Raw genomic sequence first — 24,037 nt, 5'->3', positions numbered from 1 at the left:
GGGTGGGCCGCTCGTGTCATGGAGTGCGCGCCGGGCGCATGGGGCGCGCACACACGTGTTTATACGTTACCGGTCCGAATGTTCCTCGAACACCGGCGACAACGGGCTGTCCAATGTGGCACCCAGCATCCGTGATCGGACGCAGCGGACGGCTTACTGCACCTGTCCCAGGTACGCCACCAGGATGTCGCGGGCCGCAAATAGGTCCTTGCGGTCGATCATCTCGGTGATCGTGTGGATGTAGCGAGTGCCCACGGTGATACCGATGGCGCGGGCGCCCGCGGCGGACTGCTGCGCGGCCGCGCCGTCCTGGCCGCCGGCGGCGAGGATCGAGCGCTGGTAGGGGATTTCCTTCTTCTTGGCCAGCTCCTCGAACTCGCGGACCAGCGTGTGGTCGCTGATGAAGGAGCCGTCCTTGATGTGCAGGCCGAAGCCCTCGCCGTTGCGCGTCACGGCCTCCTCCTCGGGCACGCCGGGGGTGTCGCAGCTGAGCGTGACGTCCAGGCCGATGCCGATGTCGGGCTGCACCTGGAAGCTGGCGTTCTTGGCGCCGCGCAGGCCGACCTCCTCCTGCGTGGTGAAGGCGACGACGATCTCGCAGCTGTGGCCGGTGCCGGCGGCGTCGAGCCTGCGCACGGCCTCGATGCCCAGCCAGCACGCGACGCGGTTGTCCAGGGCCTTGCTCACGATCTTGTTGCCGACCTCGACCAGCGGCTCATCGGGCACGACGTAGTCGCCGACCTTGACCTTCTTCTTGACCTCGTCCGCGGGCAGGCCGATATCGACGTAGAACTCCTTCACTTCCGGGATCTTCTCGCGGTCCTTGGGGAGCGAGATGTGCAGCGGGCGCCCGCCTGGGTTCATGACGCCCTTGAGGTCGCCGTTGTCGGTGACGACGGTGACTCGCCGGGCGAAGAGCGTGCGCGGGTCGAAGCCGCCCGCGGGGTTCATCCACAGCCAGCCCTTGCTGTCCACGTGCGTGACGTAGAAGCCGATCTCGTCCATGTGTGACAGCAGCATGACGCGGGTGGGCCGGTCCTTGCCGGGGGCATTACTCGGCTTGCCGTTGTTGCTGCTCCCACCACGGGGGTTGCGGCGGCAGATGAGGTTGCCCAGGGCGTCGGTCACCACCGAGTCGAAGAGCCCCTTCACTTCCTTCTCGATCAGCGCCCGCACCCGCTCCTCACGCCCCGGCAGGCCGGGGGTCTCGCACAGGCGCTTGAGGAGGTCGATATTGTCGTTCGTCGTGTTCGCGGCCATGCCGGCTCCTTTGGTCGTGCTCCCGCGTGGGCGGGGAGATCAGGGTAGGAGCCTGCGGTTTGCGGGAAAGGCGTCTACCGCGGAGTTGCGCGGAGCGGGCGGATTTCCGCGGAGAAAGGCCAGGGAACGGGCGAAGCGGGAAACGGAACGCGGATTCACCGATCACGTGGCTGGAGAGTGCTCGACGCCCGCGCCCATTCCTGCATCAAACTCCGCGCAACTCTGCCGACTCCGCGAAACTCCGCGGTAATGCCCTTGTCCTATCGCCCCGGCGAGCGGCGCTGGCGGGTGCCGTCGGAGTTCCGAACGCCGCGGCGCGAGCGTGAGCCCGAGCGCGATGTGCCGGGCCGGCTCGTGCTCTCCTTGGAGGCCTTGGTGAGCCCGCGGTCGGAGCGGCCCTTGCCGGCCTGCTTGCCCTTGCGGATGTTGGGGTTCGCGAGCGTGTTGCCCAGGGCGTTGGCGCCGCCGCGCTGGCTGGGGTGGGCAGTGTCGGTGTTGCCCATATCGCCGCGGGCATAGCCCTTGGGGCTGCCGCCCTGGCGCGTGTCGGTCATGCGGGCCGGCCGGGCGACGCCGCGTGGGCGGGCGTGGTCGGACATCTTCTGGGCCTTGCCCTTGCTGGCGCCGGTCGCCTTGATGACGTTGGTGCCGTCGGTGGACGGGGTGGATCGCTGTGTGCCGCGTGCCATGCGTCGCTCCGTGTGTGGTTGCACGTGGAGTATGAACCCGCCCGCGTGGACGTGGGTCGAACATGGAGCAAACAGGGGCTCACCGGGTTGAATCACACCGTCGGCGGCGAGCGGAACGGGATCGGCTTGCCCGCTGCATCCACCGAGACCATCGTCATCGTCGCCGCCGTCACCGGCACCGTCTCGCCGGTCGTGAACCGCTCGGCCTGCACCTCGATCAGGATCGTGACCGACTTCGTGCCGAAGCGCGTGCAGGTCGCGTAGAGGTTGACGACGTCGCCCACGTGGATCGGGGCCTTGAACTCGACGCGGTCGATCGCGGCCGTGACCCAGCGGTGCGTGCCGTGCCGCCTCGCCTCCACGAACCCCGCCTGGTCGATGTACGACAGCACCACGCCGCCGAAGATCGTGCCGTAGTGGTTGGTGTCCCGCGGCAGCGTGGCAATGCGGAGCGCGAGCGTGCGGGCGGGCGGGGAAGGCTGGTCGGGCATGCCGCAAGCGTACCTCCCCCACTTCCAACCAGCGACACCTTGGGCCCTGACCTCCCCGGGGCCAGGGCGATACGCTTGGCCCATGGACAAACTCAAACTGATGACGCTGATCTGCTCCACCCGCCCCGGGCGCGTGTGCCCCGCCGTCGCCAACTGGTTCCACGGCGCCGCCCAGAAGCACGGCAAGTTCGACGCCCAGCTCGTGGACCTCGCGGAGTTCAACCTCCCGGTCTACAACGAGCCCAACCACCCGGTCATGCAGCAGTACCAGCATGAGCCGACCAAGAAGTGGGCCGCGGCGGTCGCGAAGTTCGACGCGTACGTCTTCGTGATGCCCGAGTACAACTTCGGACCCACGCCCGCCCTGACCAACGCCCTCAACTACCTGTACAAGGAGTGGTGCTACAAGCCCTGCGGCTTCGTGAGCTACGGCGGCATCAGTGGCGGCCTGCGCAGCGTTCAGCAGACCAAGCTCCTCGTCACCACCCTCAAGATGATGCCGATGTACGAGGGCGTGCCCATCCCCAATGTCAACGGGCTGCTCGCGGACGAGGGCGGCGCCAAGGTGTTCAAGGCCAACGAGCACCACGAGAAGGGCGCGGCCGCGCTGCTCGAGGAAACGCACAAGTGGGCGGCGGCGCTGAAGACGATGCGGGGGTGACGAGCGGGAACTTAGGTCAGTCTCCGCCGCCACCGCAGCCGCCACCCCCACACCCGCCGCTTGCGCAGCCACTGCTGCCGCACCCGGTGCTCGCGCCGCAGCCGGTGGCCCCGCACCCACCGGCGCCGCACCCGCTCCCGGAGCGGCCGCGCCTTGCCCAGAGCGCGATCGCCGCGATGACCAGGAGCACTCCGATCGCGGCGAACGCAACCAGTGCGTCGTTCTCAGATTCCGCCAGCAGGGTGCACCCGCCAAGGGCGATCGCGCACACCGCGCCCGCGCCGAACAGGCCCCACCGCTTCACCTTTGGCTTCGGGATGATCCAGTGATAGCCGGTGCTCACCCACCGGGCAGGCGGGGTGCCGAACCGCACCTCGACCGGCGGCCAGACGTCCGCGGGCGGCTCCTCGCCGAAGAGGCGTCGGTAGCTCTCCAGCGTGCGGGTGTACCACTGCTCGAACTTTCGGTCCTCGCCGGGCCCGCCCTCCGTAGGCGTGTGGTGCAGTGGGCGGCCGACGACGCCCTGGCACAGGTCGGTCCAGTACGACCGCGTGTAGACCATGTGCAGGTGCCACGCCTGGTCCACCTGCTCCGAAGGCGTGACCGGGTGTCCAGCCTCCGCAATCAGGAACAGGAACCGCTTGTACTCCGCGGTGACTCGCTGTGCGAACGCCTCGGACCAGCCGTTCTCGCGGGCGAGCCGGCGCTCAAAGGTGAGCGCGGCGTCGCGCCCGCCGATCTCAAACGCTTCCAGTTGAACCCAAAGATTGGCCTGACGCTCGTCCATGGTGAACCCCCTGGGACGCGGTGCTCTCAGTGCCTGCGCTTGAGTATCCCACAAACCCGCCGCTCCGTCTATCCGCGCATCGTGAAGGTTCGGTCAAGCTTGGCCGCGTAATGCAAAGGGCCTGCAGGCCACGTGTGACCTGCAGGCCCGGGTTGCTTGTTGCTCGTCCTACCGGCTTACCGCTGCTCGGGCGGAATGCCCATCCCCGCACGGTTCGGGCTCGTCGGCCGCTTGGGCGGGTTGAACGCCTTGGTCTTGAGCTCCTCGGTCAGGTGCGCGATCGCGGCGTCCAGCTGCGGGTCGCCGCCGTCGGTCATCTTGGCCGGGTCGTCCACGACCTCGATGTCGGGGTCGACGCCGTGGCCCTCGACGCCCCACGTGCCGTCCAGCTTGTAGAAGGCGAAGGACGGCACGCTGATCCCGCCGCCGTCGATGAGGCCCGGGTAGCCCTGGATACCGACCAGGCCGCCCCAGGTGCGGGTGCCGATGGTCTTGCCGATCTTGGCCTGCTTGAAGTAGTACGGGAACGCGTCGCCGCCCGAGCCCGCGAGGCCATTGATCAGCATCGCCTTGGGGCCCTGGTGGCTGTCGGGCGGCCACACCCAGTCCTTGCCGTCGCGGATCGCCCAGTAGTTCGTCACCGGGCGGTTGAGCAGCTCGATGAAGCGGGTGGGAATCTGCCCGCCGCCATTCCAGCGCTCGTCGATGACGAGAGCCGCCTTGCCGCGCTGGCCCACGAACTGGCGGAACAGCTCGTTCTGCCCATCGACGCCCGTGTTGGGCACGTAGATGTAGCCGATCTTGCCGCCCGACTTCTCCTCAACGTACTTGCGGTTCTTCTCGATCCACGCGCGGGTGCGCAGCCCCTGCTCCCCGCCCATGGGCTTGAGCAGCACGTCGCGGGACTGGTCGTCGATAACCGGGTTCTTGCCGATCGTGACGATGGTCGCGCGGTCGGCGGTGTCGATGAACGCCGCCCACGGGTCCTTGCTCGTGTCCACGGGCACGCCGTTGACCGCGAGCAGGTACTCGCCCTCCTTGATGTTCACGCCCGGCTGGCTGCACGGCCCGCGCCCATCCACATCCCACGCGCCGCCCTCGTGGATCTTCGTGATCTTGTATGCGCTCTTGTCGCCGTCCTTCACAAGCTCATAGTCGCACCCGAGCATGCCCACCGACAGCGAGGGCTGCTGCTCGACATCGCCTGGGCTGGTCACGTACGCGTGCCCGATGTTCAGCTCGCTGATGAGCTCGGCGATGATCCAGTTGACGTCCTCGCGGCTGGTGGCGTCGTCCACCATCTTGCCGTAGTGCTCGCGCATCTTCGGCCAGTCCACGCCGTGGAGCGTGGGCTCGTAGAAGTAGTCGCGGTTGAGGCGCCACACGTCGGCGAGGATCTGCTTCCACTCGTTGCGCGGGTTGATGGTGGTCTTCATGCCGCTGGTGGGCACGGTGGTGGGCTTGCCGCCACCGGCGACGGGGTCCATGACCTGGATGTTGCTGCCGCGGATCAGCAGCAGCTTCTTGCCGTCGGCGGAAAGCTCGAACCCGCCGCCGCCGGCGATGACGTTCTTCTCGTCCTTCTCGTCGGAGTTGATGTCGAAGATCTTGATGGCGGTCTCGCCGCCGCGACGGCCGCTCGACTTGAGGTAAATCAGCTTGCCATCGTGCGTGACCATGAGGTTGCCAAAGGCGCCCGCGGGCACGGGGACCTGGATCGCGCGCCGCTCGAAGTTCTCGAGGTCGATCTTGAGCGGCTTCTTCTCCTTGTCCTTGGCCTTATCACCGGCCTTGTCGCCCTCGGGCTTGCCGCCGCCCTCGCCGCCCTTGGCCGTGCGCTTGCAGGTCCACTTGCCGGACACGCCGCCCTGGGCGTCGCTCCAGTCGCCGCTCAGTTCCTCGCCCTTGATGGTGCCGGTCAGCGTGATCGTCGCCTCTTTGACCGTGAAGGTGAGCGTGAATGCGCCGCTGCCCTTGTCGAACGTGCCCTCGCCGTTGCCGGTGCCCATCTGGCTGGTCACGCTGCCGGTGACCTTGCCGTCCGCGTGCAGCGTCACCTTCATCGAGAACGCGATGCCCTCGGGCGGGAAGCCCTCGCCCCCGCCCGTCGCCTTGCCCTCCCAGGTGCCGGAGACGCCGTCGTCCGGAGCCGCGGCCTTCTCGGAAGGCTTGTCCTCCTTTTCGTCCTTGCCGTTGTCCTTCTTCTCGGCGTCGCCGTTCTCGTCCTTCTTGTCTTCCTTCTTCTCGTCCTTCTTGGGCTCGTCCTTCTTGTACTCCTCCTCGTCGCTCTTCGGGAGGAACGGGCTCTTCATCGAGTCCCGCAGCGGCACGACGTACAGCAGCTCGGTGCCCGTGTACGCGAAGGTCGTATCGATATCCGCGTACGTCGGGTTCTCGATCGCGCGGTTGCTCGTGAAGTACAGGTAGTCGCCCTTGCGGTCAAACGCCGGGTTCTGGCTGCTGAACATCGGGCTCGTGAGCCGGGTCTTCTCGCCGCTCTTGACGTTGTACACCCAGATGCAGCTGAGCCGCGACTCCTCGTCCCCGCGGCTGTACACCAGCCAGTTGGAATCGTGCGACCACGTGGGGTTCAGCCGCTCGCCCACCGGGTCCTGGTCGATCTCCTTGACCTCCTTGGGCTCACCCTCGGTGGTCACCTCGACCAGGAACGCCTTGCCGGCGCGGTCGGTCAGCACGATGTGCTTGCTGTCGGGGCTCCACGTGGGGTTGAAGCGGAACCCCGCGCCGAAGCTGGTCAGCTTCCGCGGCTCGCCGTTGCGCGTCAGCGCCGACGGCTCAACCTTCTCCGCTTCATCACCGGCGTCCTTGTCCGCCTTCTTCTCCGCCGCCGTGCGCCCGTCGCTGGGGCGGATGTACAGCTCGTACTCCCCGCTTTCGTCCGACAGGTACGCGATCCACTTGCCATCGGGCGACCACGCGGGGCTGCGCTCGAACACGCCGTCGCTCCGGGTCATGTTCCGCGTCACGCCCTCCTTGGCGGGGGCCGACCACACGTCGCCGCGCCCCTCGATCACCACGCGCTTGCCCGTGGGGCTGATGCTCGCGCTGGTGATGTTCTTCGACGCATCCACCAGGCGCGGCTTGATCATCGGCTTGGCGCCGGGGATCGTCACCTTGATGGCGCGGTCCTTCTTGCTGCCAAGGTCCAGCAGCCGCAGCTCGCTGCCCAGCTGGTACACGATCTCGCCCTTGCCGCCGTCACCTGGCCCGATGCTCGGCCAGCGCACGTCGTTGTCCGTGTACTTGGTGATCTGCTCCTTCTTGCCGCTCTTGACGTCGTAGCTCCACACGTTGAGCCGGTGCTCCGGGCCAGCATCGCTCAGGTAGTACACGACGTCCGTGCTGCCGTTGCGCTTGCCGTCCTCGCTCCTGGGCACCCACATCGGGATCGTGTCCGTGCCCTCCCAGTCGGTGATCTTCTTGCTGGACTTGTCCTTGAGGCTGAACAGCCAGATGTCGGTCGCCATGCCGCCGCGGTAGCGCTTCCACGTGCGCGTGTCGGTCGAGTGCGGCGTGTACGCGAGCCATGTGCCGTCGGGCGAGATCGACCCGAAGCCCGCGTAGGGCACGGGCAGCCGCTCGGGCAGGCCGCCGGTGCTGCCGACCGTGAACAGCTGCGACTGCCGCCCCAGGCCCGCCATGCCGCTCATCAGGTAGATGAGCTTGCCGTCGGCGGTCCAGTCCGACAGCGTCTCGCCGCCGGGGTGGTGCGACACGCGCGTCGGCAGACCGCCGCTCAAGGGCAGCGTGTACAGGTCGCGCCCGCCGTCGTAGTTGCCCACGAACGCGATGCTCTTCCCGTCGGGGCTGAAGCGCGGGAACGACTCGGTCCCCGGCGGGCTCGCCAGCGGCGTGGCCTCGCCGCCCGCCTTGGGCGCGGTCCAGATGTCATTGGCGTACACGAAGCAGATGCGGTCCTTGCTCACATCCGGGAGCCGCAGCATCGCACCCACGGGCTCATCCTGCTTGGGCTGGTTGTTCTGCGCCGAAACCGGCGCGGCCAGGCCGGCAAGGAGGCTCAGGCAGGCCGCGTACGAAAGCGAACGGGTTGTCATGGACTTCACGAGCGTTGTTCCCCTGTAGATCACCCCTGTGCGGAGGGGAAGGGTAGCAAAACCCGACCGCTCCCGTCCAGCACAAAGGAACCACGGGGATCACCGGGTCACCAGCTGACTCACTCCAGCTCAATCATCAAGGTCACCACCGCTTCGCATGCGAGCGGTTGTCTTGTCCGGGCGCGGTATCCGCGATGCGGTCGCCCTCGTCCTCGGTGCCCAGGTCGCGATCGGCCGCGGTGCACCCCGGCACCAGCACCGCCGCGGCCAGCACAAGCAGCAACCCAATGAGAGATATGAACTGGCGCATGCCACACAGTGCACCCGCGGGCCAGCAACCGTGCAAAACCGGCATGAACGCTTATGGATGGAGTTCCCGCTTCCAACCCGTATAGGCCGTGCCGAGCCCCGCGAGTTGCCCGAGGCCACTCCGCGACGCGAGTACTTCTGGAAGATCCATTGCGAGGCGACGCCCCAGCCATGCAAAGAACCTGCGCCGCTCCTCAATGTTGAACGCATCGAGCCCGCTGTCGCCCAGAATGGTCGCGCTTTCAGGTCGGTCGCCTTCGACGGAGTCGTCGCACGGCCACGCCGCTACATACACCCCGTCTCGGAACTCCATCTCGTAGCTCACCTCGATGGTGACGGAGCCGCAATCGATAAAGGCCCACGCACCGCAGACGGAGTACCTCGTTCGCATCCTTGTTGGCGCGACCGCCTCGAGCTCACGCGCGATCAGCGTCCGCACATCCCGTAGGAAGCGACGCTGAGGTCCCGCAAGAAGCCATTCCACAGGATTCATTGACTGTTGCGGCAACTCATGGATCGCGGAACAGCGCCAGGCACGCCGTGTGCCCGTGCACGAAGCTCTCGTCCCCCACCGGCCCGATCTCCCCGTTAGCGAAGAACCCGGCGAGCGGCACCGGCACCTCGATCTGCGGCTCGAAGGGCTTGCCGGGCTTGCTGAGGAACTCGCCGCCCTGGGTTTGTGAGAATGCCCGCGCCACCGCCAGCGCGTCGTGGTCGTTGGGCGTGTCGGTCGCGCTGAACATCCGCCGTCCGCGCCCGTTGCAGGTGATCAGCATGACACCCTTGGGCTTGTCGTACAGCTTCTGCGCGTCCAGCAGCAACGCGAGGTCCTCGTGCGCCGTCACCGCGTCGCGGCAGTGCAGCCGGATCGTCTGCCCCACGCGCACGCGGTCCGCCACCGCCAGCGCGCCGCGGTTCTGGTCCACCCCCACCACGTTGCGGATGAGGAAGTCGTTGCGCCCGAACCGCCCCTTGTACTCGTCGATCACGCGCCCGATGAAGAGCCCGCCCGCGAGCTTCTCCGTGTAACCCTCGCCAAGGTCCAGCACGGTCTCCTGCGCCACTTCCAGCGCCTGCCGCCCGCCCAGCTCGAAGATCATGTTGCCCTTGGCCTTCGTCACCACCATCGTGGGGCCGAAGGGCCGGCACCCCTGGCTGAGCACCGTGTCCACATGCAGGCTGCCGCGCAGCGACAGGCCCACCGCCCCCGAGCGGAATACGCGGTCGTTCAGCACCAGCACGTTGCCGCCCGGCGAGGTCGACGCCGAGGCCATGCCGCCGAAGATCGGCGCTTTGCTCGCCCCCCGCGCCCGGTTCATCGCCGGCAGCATCCGCACCAGCGGCACGCTGAAGGGGTCCACCAGCAGAAGCGTCATCCGCAGGTCCGGCCCCGCGCCCATCACCTCGCCGATCGCCGCGAGGGTCTCCTCCCGTCCCGCGGCCTCATCATCCGGCAGCGCCGGCAGCTCCTCGAAGGTGAAGGTCTTGGCCGTCACCCCCGGCATCGAGCCCGCGAGGATCGACAGCCCCGGCGTGCCCTCCAACTCGCTCACGCCGCCGATCGCCGCGACGGTGGAGATGCCCACGAGGTTCTTGACACCCAGCCGCCGCAGCACCACGGCCGCGATGTCGGCCGCGTGCTCAACGTGCTGCGTCGAGAAGTGCAGGAACGCGGTGTCCACCGACCCGCCTCCGAGGGCATCCAGGCACTGGTCGCACGCGTTCTCCGCGGCCCGCGTTGAATCCGCGGCCGTGGATAGCCCGGCGCCCATGCGAAGCTCGAGTTTGGGTGGTGTGGCTTGCACGGGGGGGAGTGTAGGAATCGGGCGCAGAAAAAAGGGCACGCCGGAGCGTGCCCCAGTCGCTCGGTCCATCGAGCGGTTTACTTGTCCATCGAGGGGGTGTCGCCACCCTCCTCGACGTTGGCGGTCTTGGCCGGGGTGGTCTTCTCGGTCTTCTCAGGCGTGGCGGCCGTCGCGGGCGCGGCGGTCTCAGTAGTCGGCGAGGACCGCAGCACCTCGACCTTGACCGGCGAGATGATGTTCAGCTTGAGCGAGCGGTCGAGCGTCGCGTCACCGATCACGCCCACCACCTGCCCGAGCATGCGGGTGAGGTCCATGTCCTTCGTGGGCTTGAGGTAGCCCAGCGTCTTGACGTTCGTGCTGCCCACCGACACCACGCGGTACATCAGCGGCAGGTTCTTGCCGTCGTACACCGTGCTGGGACGCAGCTCGCCAACGATGGTGTACACCCGCCCGCGTTCCCACACCTCCATCTGCTTCTGCAGCTCGGTCTTGGTGGAGTCGAGCTTTGCCCGGGCCTCCTCCTGCTCGCGGATGCGGTTGTTGAGGTCCAGGCGCGTCTGCAAGGCCGTGATGCGGCTCTGGAGCACGCGCCGACGCCCCACCTGATCGGCGGGCGTCTCGTCCAGCGTGCGCTGGAACTCGGCCAGCATCTCGCCAACTTCGGACGAGACCTGCGCCTGCTTCCAGACCTCCTTGAAACGGGCATCGAGGGCTTCGAGCGAACTCACCGGCCGTTCCTTTGGCTCGGTCGCGGCGATCGGCTTGTTCTCGCCGGTGGCATCGACGGGCTGGCTGACCACTGGCGTCACGCCCTGGCCATCTTGGATCACGGGCTTCACGGGCGTGCTCGATGGCACCACGCCGGGGTTGCCGTTGGGCGCGTTCACCGGGCTGCCGGGCCCAGGCACCACGTCCGTCGTGGGCTTGGCTGGCGTCGTCGTGCCGGGGTTGGAGGGAGTGCCCGCCGGCAGCGCCGGCACGCCGCCCTTGGTCTTGAACGCCGCGACTTCCGCATCGGTGGCCCGCCGCAGAACGCGCGTCTCGACGAAGGCCCGCGCCGACTCCGGCGCCGCGACCTTGTACCCGACGACCGACTCGCCCTCCTTCACGGGCTCCAGCACCTTCAGCGTCGCGCCCTGCGCGAGCGGCACATCCAGCAGCGACTTCCACGAGGGCTGGAAGCCGGCGGTGACGTTCGCCGCCTTTAGCTTGCTTGCGGTGGTCAGCGTCGCGTTGCCCCCGTCCACCTTCACGTCCTCCACCTTCACGAATGCGTAGAGGTTCGATGGGTAGGAGATCCGCGACCACGAGCTGCCCTCGCCGTCCACCATCACGATGTCGCCGGTGGCGAGCTCGCCGACCTTGTAGAACCGGTCGTTGTCGCCGCACCGCACCGTTGCCTTGTCGACCGTGACCGAGGCGTAGTAGGGCGTCACGGTCTGCACCTGCCCATGGGCGGTGGCGACGATGGCCGCGGGGGTCAGGAACGCCAGGGCGGCGACGGGCGAGAGACGGGACAGCATGGCGAACACGAACCCTCCGGTGGTCACTCTGTCTCCAGGCATGGGAGGCAGCTCCTCGTAAAAAGTGCGCTTGTCTACGCGTGTCAAGGCATGTCACGGCCAATCCAGCGGCCGACCGCTTCCGTGCAGCCCCCCGCCAAGGCCGGCGCGGGGCGAGTGTAAACAGGAGTGGCAAAGGTTGCGCATCGGCACAATCCGCAACCGCGGAACACAAAAAACCGTACTGCAAGCGACAGGTTTGCCCCGGTTTAGGGCGCACCGCCGCTCGTCCACGCAAGCCCCCCACGGGGTCCCGGCCGCGCCCTTCCTTTGACCAACCGCCCCCCCACCGCTACGTTGAGGGTCCATGCCACGCCCCCGATCCGAAGGGTTTGTCCAAAAGTTGTCGCTTGCACCGGCCTTGGCCCCCGCCCTCATCGCCGCGGCGGGGGTGGCCTGCATGCTCGCCGGCTGCGCCTCCCCGCGCCATTCCCCGTTCCAGGACAAGCTCCAGTCCGACCTCCGCCGCTCGATGATCGACGCCGCGCGCCGCGAGCTGCGCCAGGCCGACCAGCACCCGCAGCCGGTCACCACCACCCGTGCTGATGGGCAGTCAGCCCTGGGCATGACGCCCGAGCAGATCGAAGAGCTTCGGAAGATGGCAGGCATCGAGTCGTACACAGGCGTGCCGCTGCCGCTGCCCGAGGACCTGACCGGCGCCCCGGCGCAGACCGTGCACGTGAGCCTCGAGCGGCTGGTGAAGTCGGCGGTGGAGCGCAACATCGCCGTGCAGTTCGCCCGCCTGGGGCCCGCCGTCAGCTCCGCGCAGGTGCTCGCCGCCGAGGGCAGCTTCGACTGGACCTTCTTCTCCAACCTCAGCTTCCAGAACACCAACGAGCCCAACATCGGCAGCGCGGCCTCGCAGAGCCAGACCTATCAATCCAGCTTCGGCCTCCGACGCACGCTGGTCAGCGGCGGCCGGCTCACCATCCAGAATGAGCTGAGCTACTTCGAGAGCAAGCCGACGGGAGCAACCACCACGAATCAGGCGGTGTTCCCCTCGGCGGTGACGTTCCAGTGGGACCAGCCGCTGCTGCGAAACTTCGGCACCGAGGTGACACAGGCGGAAATCCGTGTCCTGCGGAACGCCGAGCGCAACGCGGTGGAGACGCTGCGGCGCGACCTCATGCGCGTGGTGAGCGACACGGAAGAACGCTACTGGCAGCTGGTGCAGGCGCACCAGGACGTGCTTGTCCTGCAGCGGCTGCTGGAGCGCGGCATCCGCGTCCGCGACCAGCTCATCCAGCGCGCACCCCTCGACGCCAACGCCGCGCAGATCGCTGACGCGATGTCCCGCGTCACCACGCGTCAGGACGACCTGCTCGCGGCCCAGACGCAGCTCGCCCTGATCAGCAACCAGATCAAGTCCCTCGTCAATGACCCTGAGTTCTCGGTGGGCTCCACGGTGCTGCTGATCCCGGCGGACTTCCCCATCGACCAGCCGGTGCAGTACAGCCTGTCGGAGTCCATCCGTTCGGCCCTGCGCTACCGTCCCGAAATCCAGTCCGCGATCATCGGCATCGACGACGCTTCGATCCGCCAGACGGTCGCACGCAACGCCCGCCTGCCCGACCTGAGCCTGCGACTCCAGTCCAAGTACAGCGGCCTCAACGACCAGATCCACGAGACCTACAACGACGTTTTCGCGACCAACTTCGCCAGCTACGTCATTGGCCTCACCTTCGAGGCACCCATCGGCAACCGCAGGGCGGAGGGCGAGTACCGCCGGCGCGTGCTGGAGCGGATGCAGAGCGTGCTCGCGTACCAGAACACCGTGCGGACCACCGTGGAAGAGGTGCTCGGCGCCCTGCTCCAGGTGCAGCTGTTCTACAAGCGCATCGAGTCATCTCGCACCAACGTGCTCGCGACCGCCGAGGCTCTCCGCGTCCTTCAGGTTGAGAAGGAGATCGGCCCAGGCTACACGGTCGAGCGGCTCAACCTCGAGTTCCAGCAGCAGGAGCGGCTGGCCGCCGCCGAGCGAGGCGCCGTTGATGCCCTGGTGCGTTACAACACCGCGATTTCCGCCCTCTTCCAGGCGATGGGCACCACGCTGGAGCGCAACAACATCCAGTTCGTCGTCCCCACTGTCGACGACGCCCTCGAGGGCGCCCGCGGCACCCGCGGCTGGGCGGGCGAGCCCGCGCTCAAGGTCGAGCACGACCGTGGCCGTGTGAAGTGATCGCGCACGCCGCACCTACGCTTGCCCGTGGACGATCGTGAACGCGACATCGCGCACGCCGTGGAGCGCCTCCGTGCGGGAGGGCTGGTGGCCTTCCCCACCGAGACGGTCTACGGCCTGGGCGCCGATGCCCTCGACGAGGCGGCCGTGCGCCGCGTGTTCAAGACCAAGGGACGCCCGTCGAACAACCCGCTCATCGTGCACGTCAGCGGCCCCGCGATGGCAAGGCGTGTGGTCGCAGAATGGCCACGGGATGCTCAGTTGCTCGCCGACTGCTTCTGGCCGGGGCCGCTCTCGATCATCCTGCCAAAGGCCAGCGGAGTGCCGTCGGTCGTCACTGCCGATGGGCCCAACGTCGCCGTGCGCTGCCCCGATCACCCCCTCACGCTCGCCCTGCTCCGCGCCCTCGATGGCCCGCTGGTCGGCCCGAGCGCGAACCCGTCGGGACGCATCTCCCCCACCACCGCGGCCCACGTGCGTGAGTCCTTCACGCCCGCGCAGGTCTACGTCCTCGACGGCGGCCCCTGCACCGGCGGCATCGAGTCCACCGTGGTGAAACTCGGGGATGAAATACGCGTGCTGCGGGCGGGCCTCATCACGCCCGAGGCCATCGCCCGCGTCCTCAACCGCCCGGTCCTCACCGGCTCGCCTTTGACTGCGACGCCCGAAAGCCCCGGCCAGCTCGCCAGCCACTACGCCCCGCTCACCCCCACACGCCTCATCCCCGCGAGTGATCTCTCCCGCGCACTCCACAACAGCACCCGCGCCGCCGTCCTCTCAACCACGGACCTTCACGTGCAGCCGCCGCACACACTCTTCCGCATGCCGACGGACCCGCACGCTTACGCCCGCGAGCTCTACAGCGCCCTCCGCCAGGCCGACACCTCCGGCGCCGACCGCATCATTGTCATCAGCCCCGCCCCGCACGGAGCGTCACCCGAAGACGCCAGCCTCTGGAGCGCGATCGTTGATCGCCTTACCCGCGCCTCGACGCCCCCCACACAATAAAAAACGCCGCCCAGAAGGAGCGGCGTCTTAGGTTCGATTCCAACCCGCCAGCAGCAACCACTCAGCGGCGGTCGCGCGTCCGCCGGCAAGCGATCGCGCCGATGCCCAGGAAGCCCATCGCCGCCGCGCCAGGCAGCGGGATCGACTGACCCAGTTCCATCCGCAGCTTGTCGAGGATCGCTTTGTGGAACACGTCGAAGCTGTTCGCCTGCATGGTGAACGAGCCTTCGCCGGCCTGCACGTTGTTCAGGTAGTAGTTGAGGACGTTGTCCTCGTTGCCGATCACCAGGCCGTTGATCTGATCAACGCCGGCCGCAATCGCGGCGTCACGCCCCAGCGTGCCCGTGAGGCCCGAGTTCGCTGGGCCGTCGCCGGACACGTCGATGATCTGGCGAGCGCTGGTGTAGGAGTTCGTGAACATCCCGCCGCTGGTCACCGCGTACTGCAGGGCGCTCTGGGGCGCCGTCGTCGTGCCGGGGTTGTGCGTCAGCGTGTTGAGGTGCGCGGCGAACGCATTGCAGTCCGCCTGGCTCGTCAGCAGCCACCAGCCGTCCGGGTGCGCCGCATTGATGCTGCGGATGCTCTGCTGCCCGGTGCCCGACCACTCGATGTAGTTCACGGCGACCGAGTTGCCCGCGCCGACGATGGCCTCGAAGTTCAGGTTCTGGAACGCGTTCCGGTACCCGACGCGCTGACGCGCGTACTCCGTCGAGTCGATGCTGATCGACACGTCAACGAGCAGCGTGAGCTCGACGTTCACTGACGCGGCGTGCGCGGCGGACGCGGCGAGCACAGCCGTGGATGCAATCAGAGCAAGGCGGTTCATTCTCTTCCCTTCACCAACACCCCGCGCTGGTGGCGCGGATCCACGGCGCTCGCGCGGGGGATCCTCCCCGATACGGAGCCCGTGGACACCCCTATTAGAGCACAGTGAGGTGCCATTTGGAAGCGCGAAATCGCATTCGCATGACAAAAACACCCTAAGTTCACAGTTCGGCCAGAGTTAGCCCACCCCCAAATCAGCCCATCAGGTACGGAAGCCCGAGCGACCGGCGCAGGGAGCTGATCTGCCCCGAATGCCACCCCTCGTGCCATGCGGCGCGATCAACAAGCTCGATCGCGTCCTTCGCGAACTTGCCAACGTCCTTCGCAAGTGGCTGCGACAGCTGCGCTTCCGGCATCTCAGCGATCGCCCGCAGGAAGGCCGCGAGCTCCGACTCCATCGCCTCCCGCACGCTGGCCAGCGGCGGGTAGGCGGTGGCATCCGGCGTCGGCTTGCTTCCCCAGCCGAACAACTTCGAGTACGACTCCGGCAGGCTCGAGGGCTTCCCGATCAGGGACAGCATCCAGGCGTACGTGGCCGCAAGGTGCCCCAGGCTCCACAGCAGGTGGTTATCGGTCGGGCTGGGCTGGTGGCACGCCTTCGCCTCGGGGAAGTCCTTGAGCAGGCTCTCCGTCATCGAGTGGGCAAACCTGAGCGACTCGAGAGAACGCTGGCGCTGCGACACTTGTGACAACTCTGGCATGACGCTGACCTCCTTGGGCCGCCAAGGTAGGTGAACCCGCACGTTCAGTGCAAACGCATTCAGGCCGATGTTCGGGCTCGCGCGTCTATCCTTCGGCCCCACTTCGGCCCTCATCGGCCAGGTCACACCAGGAGCACTCGAGCATGTCACGTGTGGTTATCGCGCAGGCGCCCGGCGACGGCATCGGCCCGGAGATCATGTCCGCGGCCCTGGAACTCTTCCGCGCCGCCGGTGTGATGGACCACGTCGACTTCGTGCCCGTTGAGATGGGCAAGACGGTGTTCGACAAGGGCGACTCCCGCGGCATGACCGACGCCGCCATCCGCGCCGTCGAGGACGCGGGCATCCTCTTCAAAGGCCCGATGGAGACGCCCAAGGGCGGCGGCGGCAAGTCCATCAACGTGACTCTCCGCAAGCTCTTCAACACCTACGCCAACTTCCGACACTTCCGCTCACTCCCCGGCGTCCCCACTGTCTACAGCAAGGCCGGCATCCAGCTCAACTTTTCCATCGTCCGCGAGAACATCGAGGACACCTACGGCGGCATCGAGCACCGCCTCTCCAGCGACGTCGTGCAGTGCAAGCGCCTGATCTCCGCCCCCGGCTCCGATCAGGTCCACCGCTACGCGTTCGAGATGGCCAGGAAGCTCGGCGTCACGCGCGTGCACTGCGGCCACAAGGCCAACATCATGAAGATGACCGACGGCTTGTTCCTCGAGCGCTTCAAGACCATCGGCGCCGAATACCAGGGCATCGAGCTCGCCGACGTGATCGTCGATGCGCTGTGCATGAACATGGTGCTCAAGCCGCTCCAGTACCAGATGGTCGTGCTGCCCAACCTGCAGGGCGACATCGTCAGCGACCTCGCGGCCGGCCTCGTCGGCGGCCTGGGCTTCGCGCCCAGCGCCAACATCGGACGCCACATCTCGATCTTCGAGGCCGTGCACGGCACCGCGCCCGACATCGCGGGCAAGGGCCTCGCGAACCCCACGTCGCTCATCCTCAGCGGCCTCATGATGCTCCGACACATCGGCCTGCTCAGGCAGCCCGCGGTCATCGAGAACGCCCTGCTATCAGCCCTCGAGAGCGGCGTTCACACCGGCGACTTCGGCGACCCCTCCATGCCCGGCTACAAGGGCCCGGTCGGCACCGCCGAGTTCACCCGCGGCATCATCGATCGCCTTGGCAGCGCGCCCAAGACCGTTCCGGCCGTGCCCGTCCCAGCCGCGAACACCATCACCGCGCCCAAGGCCCAGCGACCCAGCCAGCAGCAGATCATCCACACCTTCCGCGGCGTCAAGACGCAGGTCGTCGGCTGCGACCTCTACCTCGACACCGAGCTCTCCCCCACCGCCCTCGCGGGTGCGATGTCCGAGGTCGCCGAGGGCACGCCCTTCAAGCTTTCGATCATCAGCAACCGCGGCACGCAGATCTGGCCCACCGGCAGCGTCTACACCGAGTGCGTGGACTACTACCGCGTCCGCTTCGAGCTCAAGCAGCCCGGCGGCCTTGAGAACCAGGCCGCGGCCGTGGCCCTCATGGACAAGGTCGCGACGCGCTTCACGGTGTGCAGCTACGAGCTGCTGCGGACGTTTGATGGCGTGCGCGGCTACTCGCTCGCGCAGGGGCAGTAGTGGCCGAGGTCTTCAGCGCCGTTCGAAACGAGCCCCGAACGAAGCGAGCGGGCCGGAGTCTTCCTTCGCGTCGAACCCGCCGGTGTCAGGTGCCTGCCGCTAATCTCGTGAGCGCGTCCCCGGTGACCCGATGCACGGTCCACTCAGTCATAGGCACCGCGCCCACCGCGTGGTAAAACTCCAGCGCCGGCGTGTTCCAATCAAGCACCGCCCACTCCAGCCGCGGGCACCCGCGCTCCACCGCCACCTGCGCCACGCGCGACAGCAGCGCCTTGCCGAGCCCCTTCCCGCGCGCGGCGGGCGTGACGTACAGGTCCTCGAGGTACACCCCGCGTCGCCCCTTCCACGTCGAGAAGTTGTGGAAGAAGAGCGCGAAGCCCTCCGGCCGCCCGTCGATCTCCCCGATGAACGCCTCGCACGCGGGCCTTGCCGCGAACAGCGCCTCATTCAGCAGCGTGGGCGTGGCGATCACCTCATCGGGGGCACGCTCGTAGTCGGCGAGTTCCTTGATAAAACGCAGGATCGTGGGCACATCGCCCGGTGTCGCGGCCCGCACGTTCAGACTCATGCTCCCTCCAGCCACTCGCTCAGCCACTCCATCGGGTGCTTGGCCGTGACGCCTGTGCCGTCGTGGATCTGATGCCGGCAGCTCGTCCCCGGCGCGGCAACGCACGCGCCCTGGGCCGCCCGCACCGCCGGGAACAGCGACAGCTCGCCGATCTTCATGGATACCTCGTACTTGTCGCGCGTGAACCCGAACGACCCAGCCATCCCGCAGCAGCCCGTGTCCAGCGTCTTCACGCAGTCGCCCGCGGCCCGCTTGAGCATCCGCGCCGATGTCTCCGCACCCCACAGCGCCTTCTGGTGGCAGTGCCCGTGCAGGATCACGCCGTCTTTGGGCGCGCGGAACTGCGGCCTTCGCGGATGTGCCTCCCACTGCCGATCGAGGAAGTCCTCGGCGAGGTACGACTTGACCGCGAGCTTCTGGCGCGTTGAGTGCGGCGTCCGTAGCTTGAGCGTGAGCCAGTCGTCCTTGATAGCCGACAGGCACGACGGCTCCATGAACAGGATCGCCCGCACGCCCTCGTCCTCAATGAACGGCTGCAAACGCGCGAGCGTCGCGTCCGCCTCCTCGATCACGGACTCCAGCAGCCCCATCGAGATCTTCGCACGCCCGCAGCACCCCGCGTCCGCGAGCTCGACCTCGTACCCGAACGCACCGAGCACCCGCCGCGTCGCCAGCCCGATCCGGGGCTCGCTGTACGACGTGAAGCAATCACCGAACAGCACCACCCGTGGCTTTGCAGTCGCGTCAGTACCGCCGCCGATCCGCCTGTCCGAACCCGGCTCGTCCGTGCCCCACTGCTTCGCCAGCGGCTTCGCGAACGGCGGCAGCGTCCGACGCGGATCAACATTCATCAGCCACTTCGCGCCCAGCTTCCCCAGCCCGCTCGCTGCCACCGCGTTCGCCAGCCACGGCATCACTGCTCCCGCCCGGTTCAGCTCCCGTACCGCCCCGAACAGCCGCGCCCGCAGCGGCACGCCCTCCTGCTTGTACCGCTGCGCGTGGTACTCTGCCTTCAGCCGCGCAATGTCCACGTTGCTCGGGCACTCCGTCTTGCACGCCTTGCACGACAGGCACAGCCTCAGCGTCTCCAGCGTGCCCGGGTCGTCCCACAGCGGCGTGTTCGTGCCGCCGTTCCCGTCCGCGTTCAGCTGCCCCGTGATCGCCAGCCGCAGCGCATTCCCGCGCCCGCGCGTCGCGTGCCGCTCGTCCAGCGTCGCCATGTACGACGGGCACATCGTGCCGCCCTGCTTTTTGCGGCACACCCCCGCGCCGTTGCACATCTCCACGGCCCCGTCGAAGCCGTGCTGATCGTCGTAGCTGAAGTACGTCTGCACCTCGGGGGGCACGTGCACCGGCCGCCCGGGCTTGGGCTCCACGCGCAGCGACTCCGCCATCGACGCGATCGGTCGCGGGTTCGCGCCGTCCAGGTCCACGATGTTCCCCGGGTTCAGCAGGTTCCTGGGGTCAAACACCCGCTTCACCTCGCGGAACGCCGCCATGAGCTCGGGCCCATAGAACCGCTCGAGCAGCGGCGAGCGCACCCGCCCGTCGCCGTGCTCGCCGGACATCACGCCGCCCAGCTCCTTCGCGAGGTCCGCCGTCGCCACCGCGATCGCCTTCATCCGCTCGCGGTCGTCCGCCTCGTGCACATCCAGCAGCGGCCGCACGTGCAGCACACCCACGCTCGCGTGCGCATAGAACGCCGCCCGCGTGCCGTGCTCCGCGACAATGCCGCGCAGCCGCTTGACGAACTCCGCCAGCCGCTCGACCGGGATCGCGTTGTCCTCGATGAACGTGATCGGCTTCCTGTGCCCCGGGATGCCGTGCAGCAGCGGCTCGCCCGCCTTCCGCAGCTTCCACGCGTTCAGCATTGCCGCGGCGTCCGTGTGGGCCTGCAGCGGGATTCCCGCCGCGACCGCCCGCAGCGCGTCGAAGCTCGCCGCGACGCGGTCCGCCGTCAGCTCGAAGTACTCCACGTACAGCACGGCCTTCAACGTCTTGCCCGCCGCCGGCTGCGGCATCAGGTCCACGTACCTGCGGTACTCCATGTTCGCCCGCGCGAGGTCAATCACCGTATCGTCGAGCAGTTCCACCGCCGTCGGGTTCGTCACCAGGATCGGCAGCACCGCGTCGATGGCCGCGTCCAGCGACTCGAACCCCAGCACCGCCAGCCCGCGCGCCTGCGGCTTCGGATGCAGCTTCAGCTTCGCCCCGAGCGTCACCGCCAGAGTGCCCTCGCTCCCGCACAGCAGGTGCGCGAGGTTCACCTTCGCGAGCGGGTCCACGCCCTCCTTCGCGGCGAGGTCCAGCTGCTTGAGCACCATGTCGAGCCCATACCCCGCGTTGCGACGGATGGTCTTGGGGAACCGCTCGCGTATCAGCCGCTCGTGCCGCTGAACGATCTCAACCACCCGCTCGGTGATCGCGCGAACACGCGGATCCCGCAGCGCCGCGCCCTGGTCGAGCGTTACCCGCTCGCCCGACGCCAGGCACACCTCGACGCCCAGCACGCTCTCGCTCGTCCGCCCGTAGCGGATCGACCGCGCCCCCGCCGCGTTATTCCCGATGCACCCGCCAATGTTCGCGTGCCGGCTCGTCGCGGGGTCGGGCGCGAAGAACAGCCCCGTCGCCCCGAGCTGATCATTGAGGTCATCCACCGTGATCCCCGGCTCCACCAGACACGATTGCCCCGCCACATCCACCGACAGCAGCCGGTTGCACCGGTTTGAAAGATCGATGACCACGGCCCGGTTCGTGCACTGCCCCGCCAGGCTCGTCCCCCCGCCCCGCGGCAGGATCGGCAGCTCATTCCGCCCGCAGAACTGCACCGCCCGTACCGCGTCCTCGACATCCGCGGGGATCACCACCCCCAGCGGCTCGACCTGGTACAGCGACGCGTCGGTCGCGTACAGCATGCGGTTGTGCAGGTCAAACCGCACCTCACCCTCGATGCTGTTGGCCAGCTCGCGCGCGAGCCCCTCCAGCTCGTAGCCTCGAGAACCTGTCGAAAGAACGGGCAACTGCGGCATCGGGCCGATGATAAGCACTCCGTTCGGGAGCACGCCGGACTGTCACACCCATGTAACCGGCACGAAGATCACGCCGCACGGATACATTGGTGGCGCGAACCAAACACACTCGCCGCGATCTAAACAGACGCGGCGAACGCGGGCCGATGAGCCCGCCGCCAAGCACCACTGAGTTGCACACCCCGACACCTCCAAGGAGCCCTCATGCCCTCGACCGCCCTCGCCACCCGTGCCCTCCGCCTCACCCGCACTGCCGTGCTCGCCGCCGTCGCCGGGCTGGCCCTCGCCGCCCCCACCGCCCTCGCCCAGCGCGACAGTGCCGACGGCGGCCGCAACGAGCTGCGCACCGAGGGCCGCCCCCTCGTGTCGCAAGGCCAGGACGAGCTTCCCATCCGCCGCATCACCCTCTACCGCTCCGGCGTCGGCTCCTTCGAGCGCCGCGGCCTCGTGCAGGGCAACGCCGCCGTGCAGCTCCGCTTCAAGACCGAGCAGATCAACGACATCCTCAAGTCCATGGTCGCGCTCGACCTCTCCCGCCAGGGCACGGTGGACGGCATCAGCTACGGCAGCAAGGAACCGCTCAGCCGCCGCCTCGCCAGCTTCGGCGTCGACATCTCCAACAACCCCACGCTCGGCCAGCTGCTCGCCGCGCTCCGCGGCACCGAGGTCCGCGTTACCTTCGCCGACGCCACCGTTGAGGGCGTGATCCTGGGCGTCGAGACCAAGATGGAGCCGGTCACCAAGGACGCCCCGCCCGTCCCCGTCGAGTACCTCAACATCGTCACCAGCGCCGGCATCCGCTCCATCAAGCTCTCGCTGGCCAACTCCGTCGAGTTGAAGGACCAGGCCCTCAACGCCGAGCTCGGCCGCGCCCTCGCCGCCGTCGCCGAGTACCGCGCCGACCGCACCAAGACCGTGGATGTCCACTTCGCAGGTGAGGGCGCCCGCGAGTGCGTCGTCGCGTACGTGCAGGAAGCCCCCATGTGGAAGACCAGCTACCGCCTGGTCCTGCCCGACGCCCAGAAGAGCAAGGACAAGGCTGAGCCGGTGAAGAACGACGACCGCTTCACCATGCAGGCCTGGGCCATCGTCGAGAACACCACCGACGAGGACTGGAAGGACGTCACGCTCTCGCTCGTCGCGGGCCGCCCGGTCAGCTTCCGCATGGACCTGTACGAGCCGCTCTACGTCTTCCGCCCCGAGATCCCCGTGCCCATGGTGCCGGGCGTGCTGCCGCGGCAGTACGCGGCGGGCACCGATTACACCAACGCGCCAGAGATGGACCTGCAGCGCACGCTCGGTCGACCGGGCGACCGTGCTCGCCGCGAGGCCCCGGCACCGGCTCCCGCCTCGAAGGCCGCGGGCGGACAGTCACCCTTCCGTGATAACAACGCTGTCGCCGAAGTCGCCGAGCCGTTGTCCGCCGAAGACATGACCGGCTACGCCGCCCGCGCCCAGGGCGGGGCCGTCGAGGCCGGCGAGGTCTTCATGTACCAGGTCGACCACCCCGTCACCGTCGAACGGCAGCGCTCCGCCATGATCCCGCTGCTCAACGCCGGCATCGACGGCCGCCGCGTGAGCATCTTCAACCCCTCCGACGGCGGCGAGCACCCGATGCGCGGCCTGGAGATCCGCAACACATCAAACCTCCAGTTCATGCCCGGCCCTATCAGCGTCTTCGACGGCGGCGCCTACGCGGGCGACGCCCAGATCGGCCACGTCCCCGCGGGTGACAAGCGCCTGCTCGCGTACTCCGTTGACCTCGACGTCAACGTCCTCCGCAAGGACGAGAGCCACGAGCGCATCCGCCGCGTCAAGCTCGTGCGCGGCGCCTTCGACATCACCAGCCTCTACCAGAACGCCGTGTCGTACACCTTCACCAACAAGGACAAGGCCCGCGACCGCCTCGTCGTCGTGGAGCAGCCCCGCCTGGGCGGCGGCTGGACGCTCGCTCAGCCCAAGCAGCCCGCCGAGCAGACCGACACCCTCTACCGCTTCGAGGTGCCCGTCGAGGCCACCAAGGCGAGCACGATCAAGATCGCCCAGGAGCTCATCAGCAGCCGCACCATCGGCGTGCTCTCGATCGACCTGCCCACGCTGCTCGCCTACCAGCAGCAGGGCAACGGCGTCGTGAGCGACGCCGTGATCCAGGCCTTCCGCGAGGCACAGCGCCTCCAGTCGCTGGTCAGCCAGGCCCAGCAGCGCATCGCAGACCTCGAGTCCCAGCGGCAGGCGATCGACACCGACCAGAACCGTATTCGGCAGAACATGGCCGCGATCGACCGCACCTCCACCTTGTACGCCAACTACCTCAAGAAGCTCACCGAGCAGGAAACCAGGGTCGAGCAGCTCGCCAACGACCTCGACAAAGCCCGCGAAGCCCTCCGCAAGGCTGAGGCGGACCTGAACAACTACGTCGCGGGCCTCAACGTGGAGTGATCCCTCACGATCAA

At 67.9% G+C, this 24,037-nt stretch carries 18 protein-coding genes; 5 read left to right on the top strand and 13 right to left on the bottom strand.

Annotated features, from left to right (window positions below; genetic code table 11):
* Positions 1-153 precede the first annotated feature (153 nt).
* From VD997_01520 to VD997_01510, 3 genes are all read right to left on the bottom strand, one after another.
* A complete protein-coding gene (locus VD997_01520; protein ID HYE60650.1) occupies positions 154-1,260 on the bottom strand; it encodes a M20/M25/M40 family metallo-hydrolase in 1,107 nt (368 codons plus the stop codon).
* A gap of 260 nt (positions 1,261-1,520) precedes the next feature.
* The gene (locus VD997_01515) at positions 1,521-1,949 is read right to left on the bottom strand and encodes a hypothetical protein (GenBank protein ID HYE60649.1); all 429 of its coding nucleotides are present in this window, start codon (positions 1,947-1,949) and stop codon (positions 1,521-1,523) included.
* A 92-nt stretch (positions 1,950-2,041) separates the two neighbouring features.
* Positions 2,042-2,440: an acyl-CoA thioesterase gene (locus tag VD997_01510; GenBank protein HYE60648.1), complete on the bottom strand. Its 399-nt coding sequence runs from the start codon at positions 2,438-2,440 to the stop codon at positions 2,042-2,044.
* A gap of 82 nt (positions 2,441-2,522) precedes the next feature.
* Between VD997_01510 and VD997_01505 the strand changes: the two genes are divergently transcribed.
* Positions 2,523-3,101, top strand: a complete 579-nt coding sequence (locus VD997_01505; protein ID HYE60647.1) for an NAD(P)H-dependent oxidoreductase — start codon at positions 2,523-2,525, stop codon at positions 3,099-3,101.
* A gap of 16 nt (positions 3,102-3,117) precedes the next feature.
* Here the strand turns inward: VD997_01505 and VD997_01500 are convergent, their stop codons facing one another.
* The 6 genes from VD997_01500 to VD997_01475 all read right to left on the bottom strand — a co-directional run bounded on the left by VD997_01500 (position 3,118) and on the right by VD997_01475 (position 11,643).
* Entirely contained in the window at positions 3,118-3,888 is a 771-nt protein-coding gene (locus VD997_01500; protein HYE60646.1) for a hypothetical protein, read from the bottom strand.
* Between the two features lie 176 nt (positions 3,889-4,064).
* Positions 4,065-7,964: a S41 family peptidase gene (locus tag VD997_01495; protein ID HYE60645.1), complete on the bottom strand. Its 3,900-nt coding sequence runs from the start codon at positions 7,962-7,964 to the stop codon at positions 4,065-4,067.
* A 142-nt stretch (positions 7,965-8,106) separates the two neighbouring features.
* The gene (locus VD997_01490; GenBank protein ID HYE60644.1) at positions 8,107-8,274 is read right to left on the bottom strand and encodes a hypothetical protein; all 168 of its coding nucleotides are present in this window, start codon (positions 8,272-8,274) and stop codon (positions 8,107-8,109) included.
* A gap of 51 nt (positions 8,275-8,325) precedes the next feature.
* On the bottom strand, positions 8,326-8,712 hold the full coding sequence (locus VD997_01485) for a hypothetical protein (protein ID HYE60643.1): 387 nt from the start codon (positions 8,710-8,712) through the stop codon (positions 8,326-8,328).
* 70 nt (positions 8,713-8,782) lie between these two features.
* A complete protein-coding gene (locus VD997_01480; protein HYE60642.1) occupies positions 8,783-10,078 on the bottom strand; it encodes an FIST N-terminal domain-containing protein in 1,296 nt (431 codons plus the stop codon).
* 77 nt (positions 10,079-10,155) lie between these two features.
* The gene (locus VD997_01475) at positions 10,156-11,643 is read right to left on the bottom strand and encodes a hypothetical protein (GenBank protein HYE60641.1); all 1,488 of its coding nucleotides are present in this window, start codon (positions 11,641-11,643) and stop codon (positions 10,156-10,158) included.
* Between the two features lie 358 nt (positions 11,644-12,001).
* Between VD997_01475 and VD997_01470 the strand changes: the two genes are divergently transcribed.
* Together VD997_01470 and VD997_01465 are read left to right on the top strand one after the other, a co-directional pair.
* The gene (locus VD997_01470; protein ID HYE60640.1) at positions 12,002-13,819 is read left to right on the top strand and encodes a TolC family protein; all 1,818 of its coding nucleotides are present in this window, start codon (positions 12,002-12,004) and stop codon (positions 13,817-13,819) included.
* A 27-nt stretch (positions 13,820-13,846) separates the two neighbouring features.
* Positions 13,847-14,827: an L-threonylcarbamoyladenylate synthase gene (locus VD997_01465; GenBank protein ID HYE60639.1), complete on the top strand. Its 981-nt coding sequence runs from the start codon at positions 13,847-13,849 to the stop codon at positions 14,825-14,827.
* Between the two features lie 61 nt (positions 14,828-14,888).
* On the opposite strand, the gene VD997_01460 is transcribed toward VD997_01465, so the two are convergent.
* Both VD997_01460 and VD997_01455 read right to left on the bottom strand, forming a co-directional pair.
* Positions 14,889-15,653 carry a DUF1194 domain-containing protein gene (locus VD997_01460; GenBank protein ID HYE60638.1) on the bottom strand — a complete coding sequence of 255 codons (765 nt, stop codon included), beginning with the start codon at positions 15,651-15,653 and terminating at the stop codon, positions 14,889-14,891.
* Positions 15,654-15,846: 193 nt separating this feature from the next.
* The gene (locus VD997_01455) at positions 15,847-16,353 is read right to left on the bottom strand and encodes a DinB family protein (GenBank protein HYE60637.1); all 507 of its coding nucleotides are present in this window, start codon (positions 16,351-16,353) and stop codon (positions 15,847-15,849) included.
* Positions 16,354-16,496: 143 nt separating this feature from the next.
* Here VD997_01455 and VD997_01450 point away from each other — a divergent pair, with 143 nt between their 5' ends.
* Positions 16,497-17,987 (top strand): isocitrate/isopropylmalate family dehydrogenase, encoded by a 1,491-nt coding sequence (locus tag VD997_01450; protein ID HYE60636.1) that lies wholly within the window; start codon positions 16,497-16,499, stop codon positions 17,985-17,987.
* A gap of 85 nt (positions 17,988-18,072) precedes the next feature.
* Here the strand turns inward: VD997_01450 and VD997_01445 are convergent, their stop codons facing one another.
* Both VD997_01445 and VD997_01440 read right to left on the bottom strand, forming a co-directional pair.
* A complete protein-coding gene (locus tag VD997_01445; protein HYE60635.1) occupies positions 18,073-18,555 on the bottom strand; it encodes a GNAT family N-acetyltransferase in 483 nt (160 codons plus the stop codon).
* A complete protein-coding gene (locus tag VD997_01440; GenBank protein HYE60634.1) occupies positions 18,552-21,584 on the bottom strand; it encodes an FAD-linked oxidase C-terminal domain-containing protein in 3,033 nt (1,010 codons plus the stop codon). Before VD997_01440 ends, VD997_01445 begins: the two co-directional genes overlap by 4 nt.
* Before the next feature lie 204 nt (positions 21,585-21,788).
* Between VD997_01440 and VD997_01435 the strand changes: the two genes are divergently transcribed.
* A complete protein-coding gene (locus tag VD997_01435) occupies positions 21,789-24,023 on the top strand; it encodes a hypothetical protein (protein ID HYE60633.1) in 2,235 nt (744 codons plus the stop codon).
* Positions 24,024-24,037: the final 14 nt, after the last annotated feature.

It is taken from the genome of Phycisphaerales bacterium, from assembly GCA_035627955.1.
Taxonomy (GTDB): domain Bacteria; phylum Planctomycetota; class Phycisphaerae; order Phycisphaerales; family UBA1924; genus JAEYTB01.
This window is presented reverse-complemented; position numbering and strand designations above follow the sequence as displayed.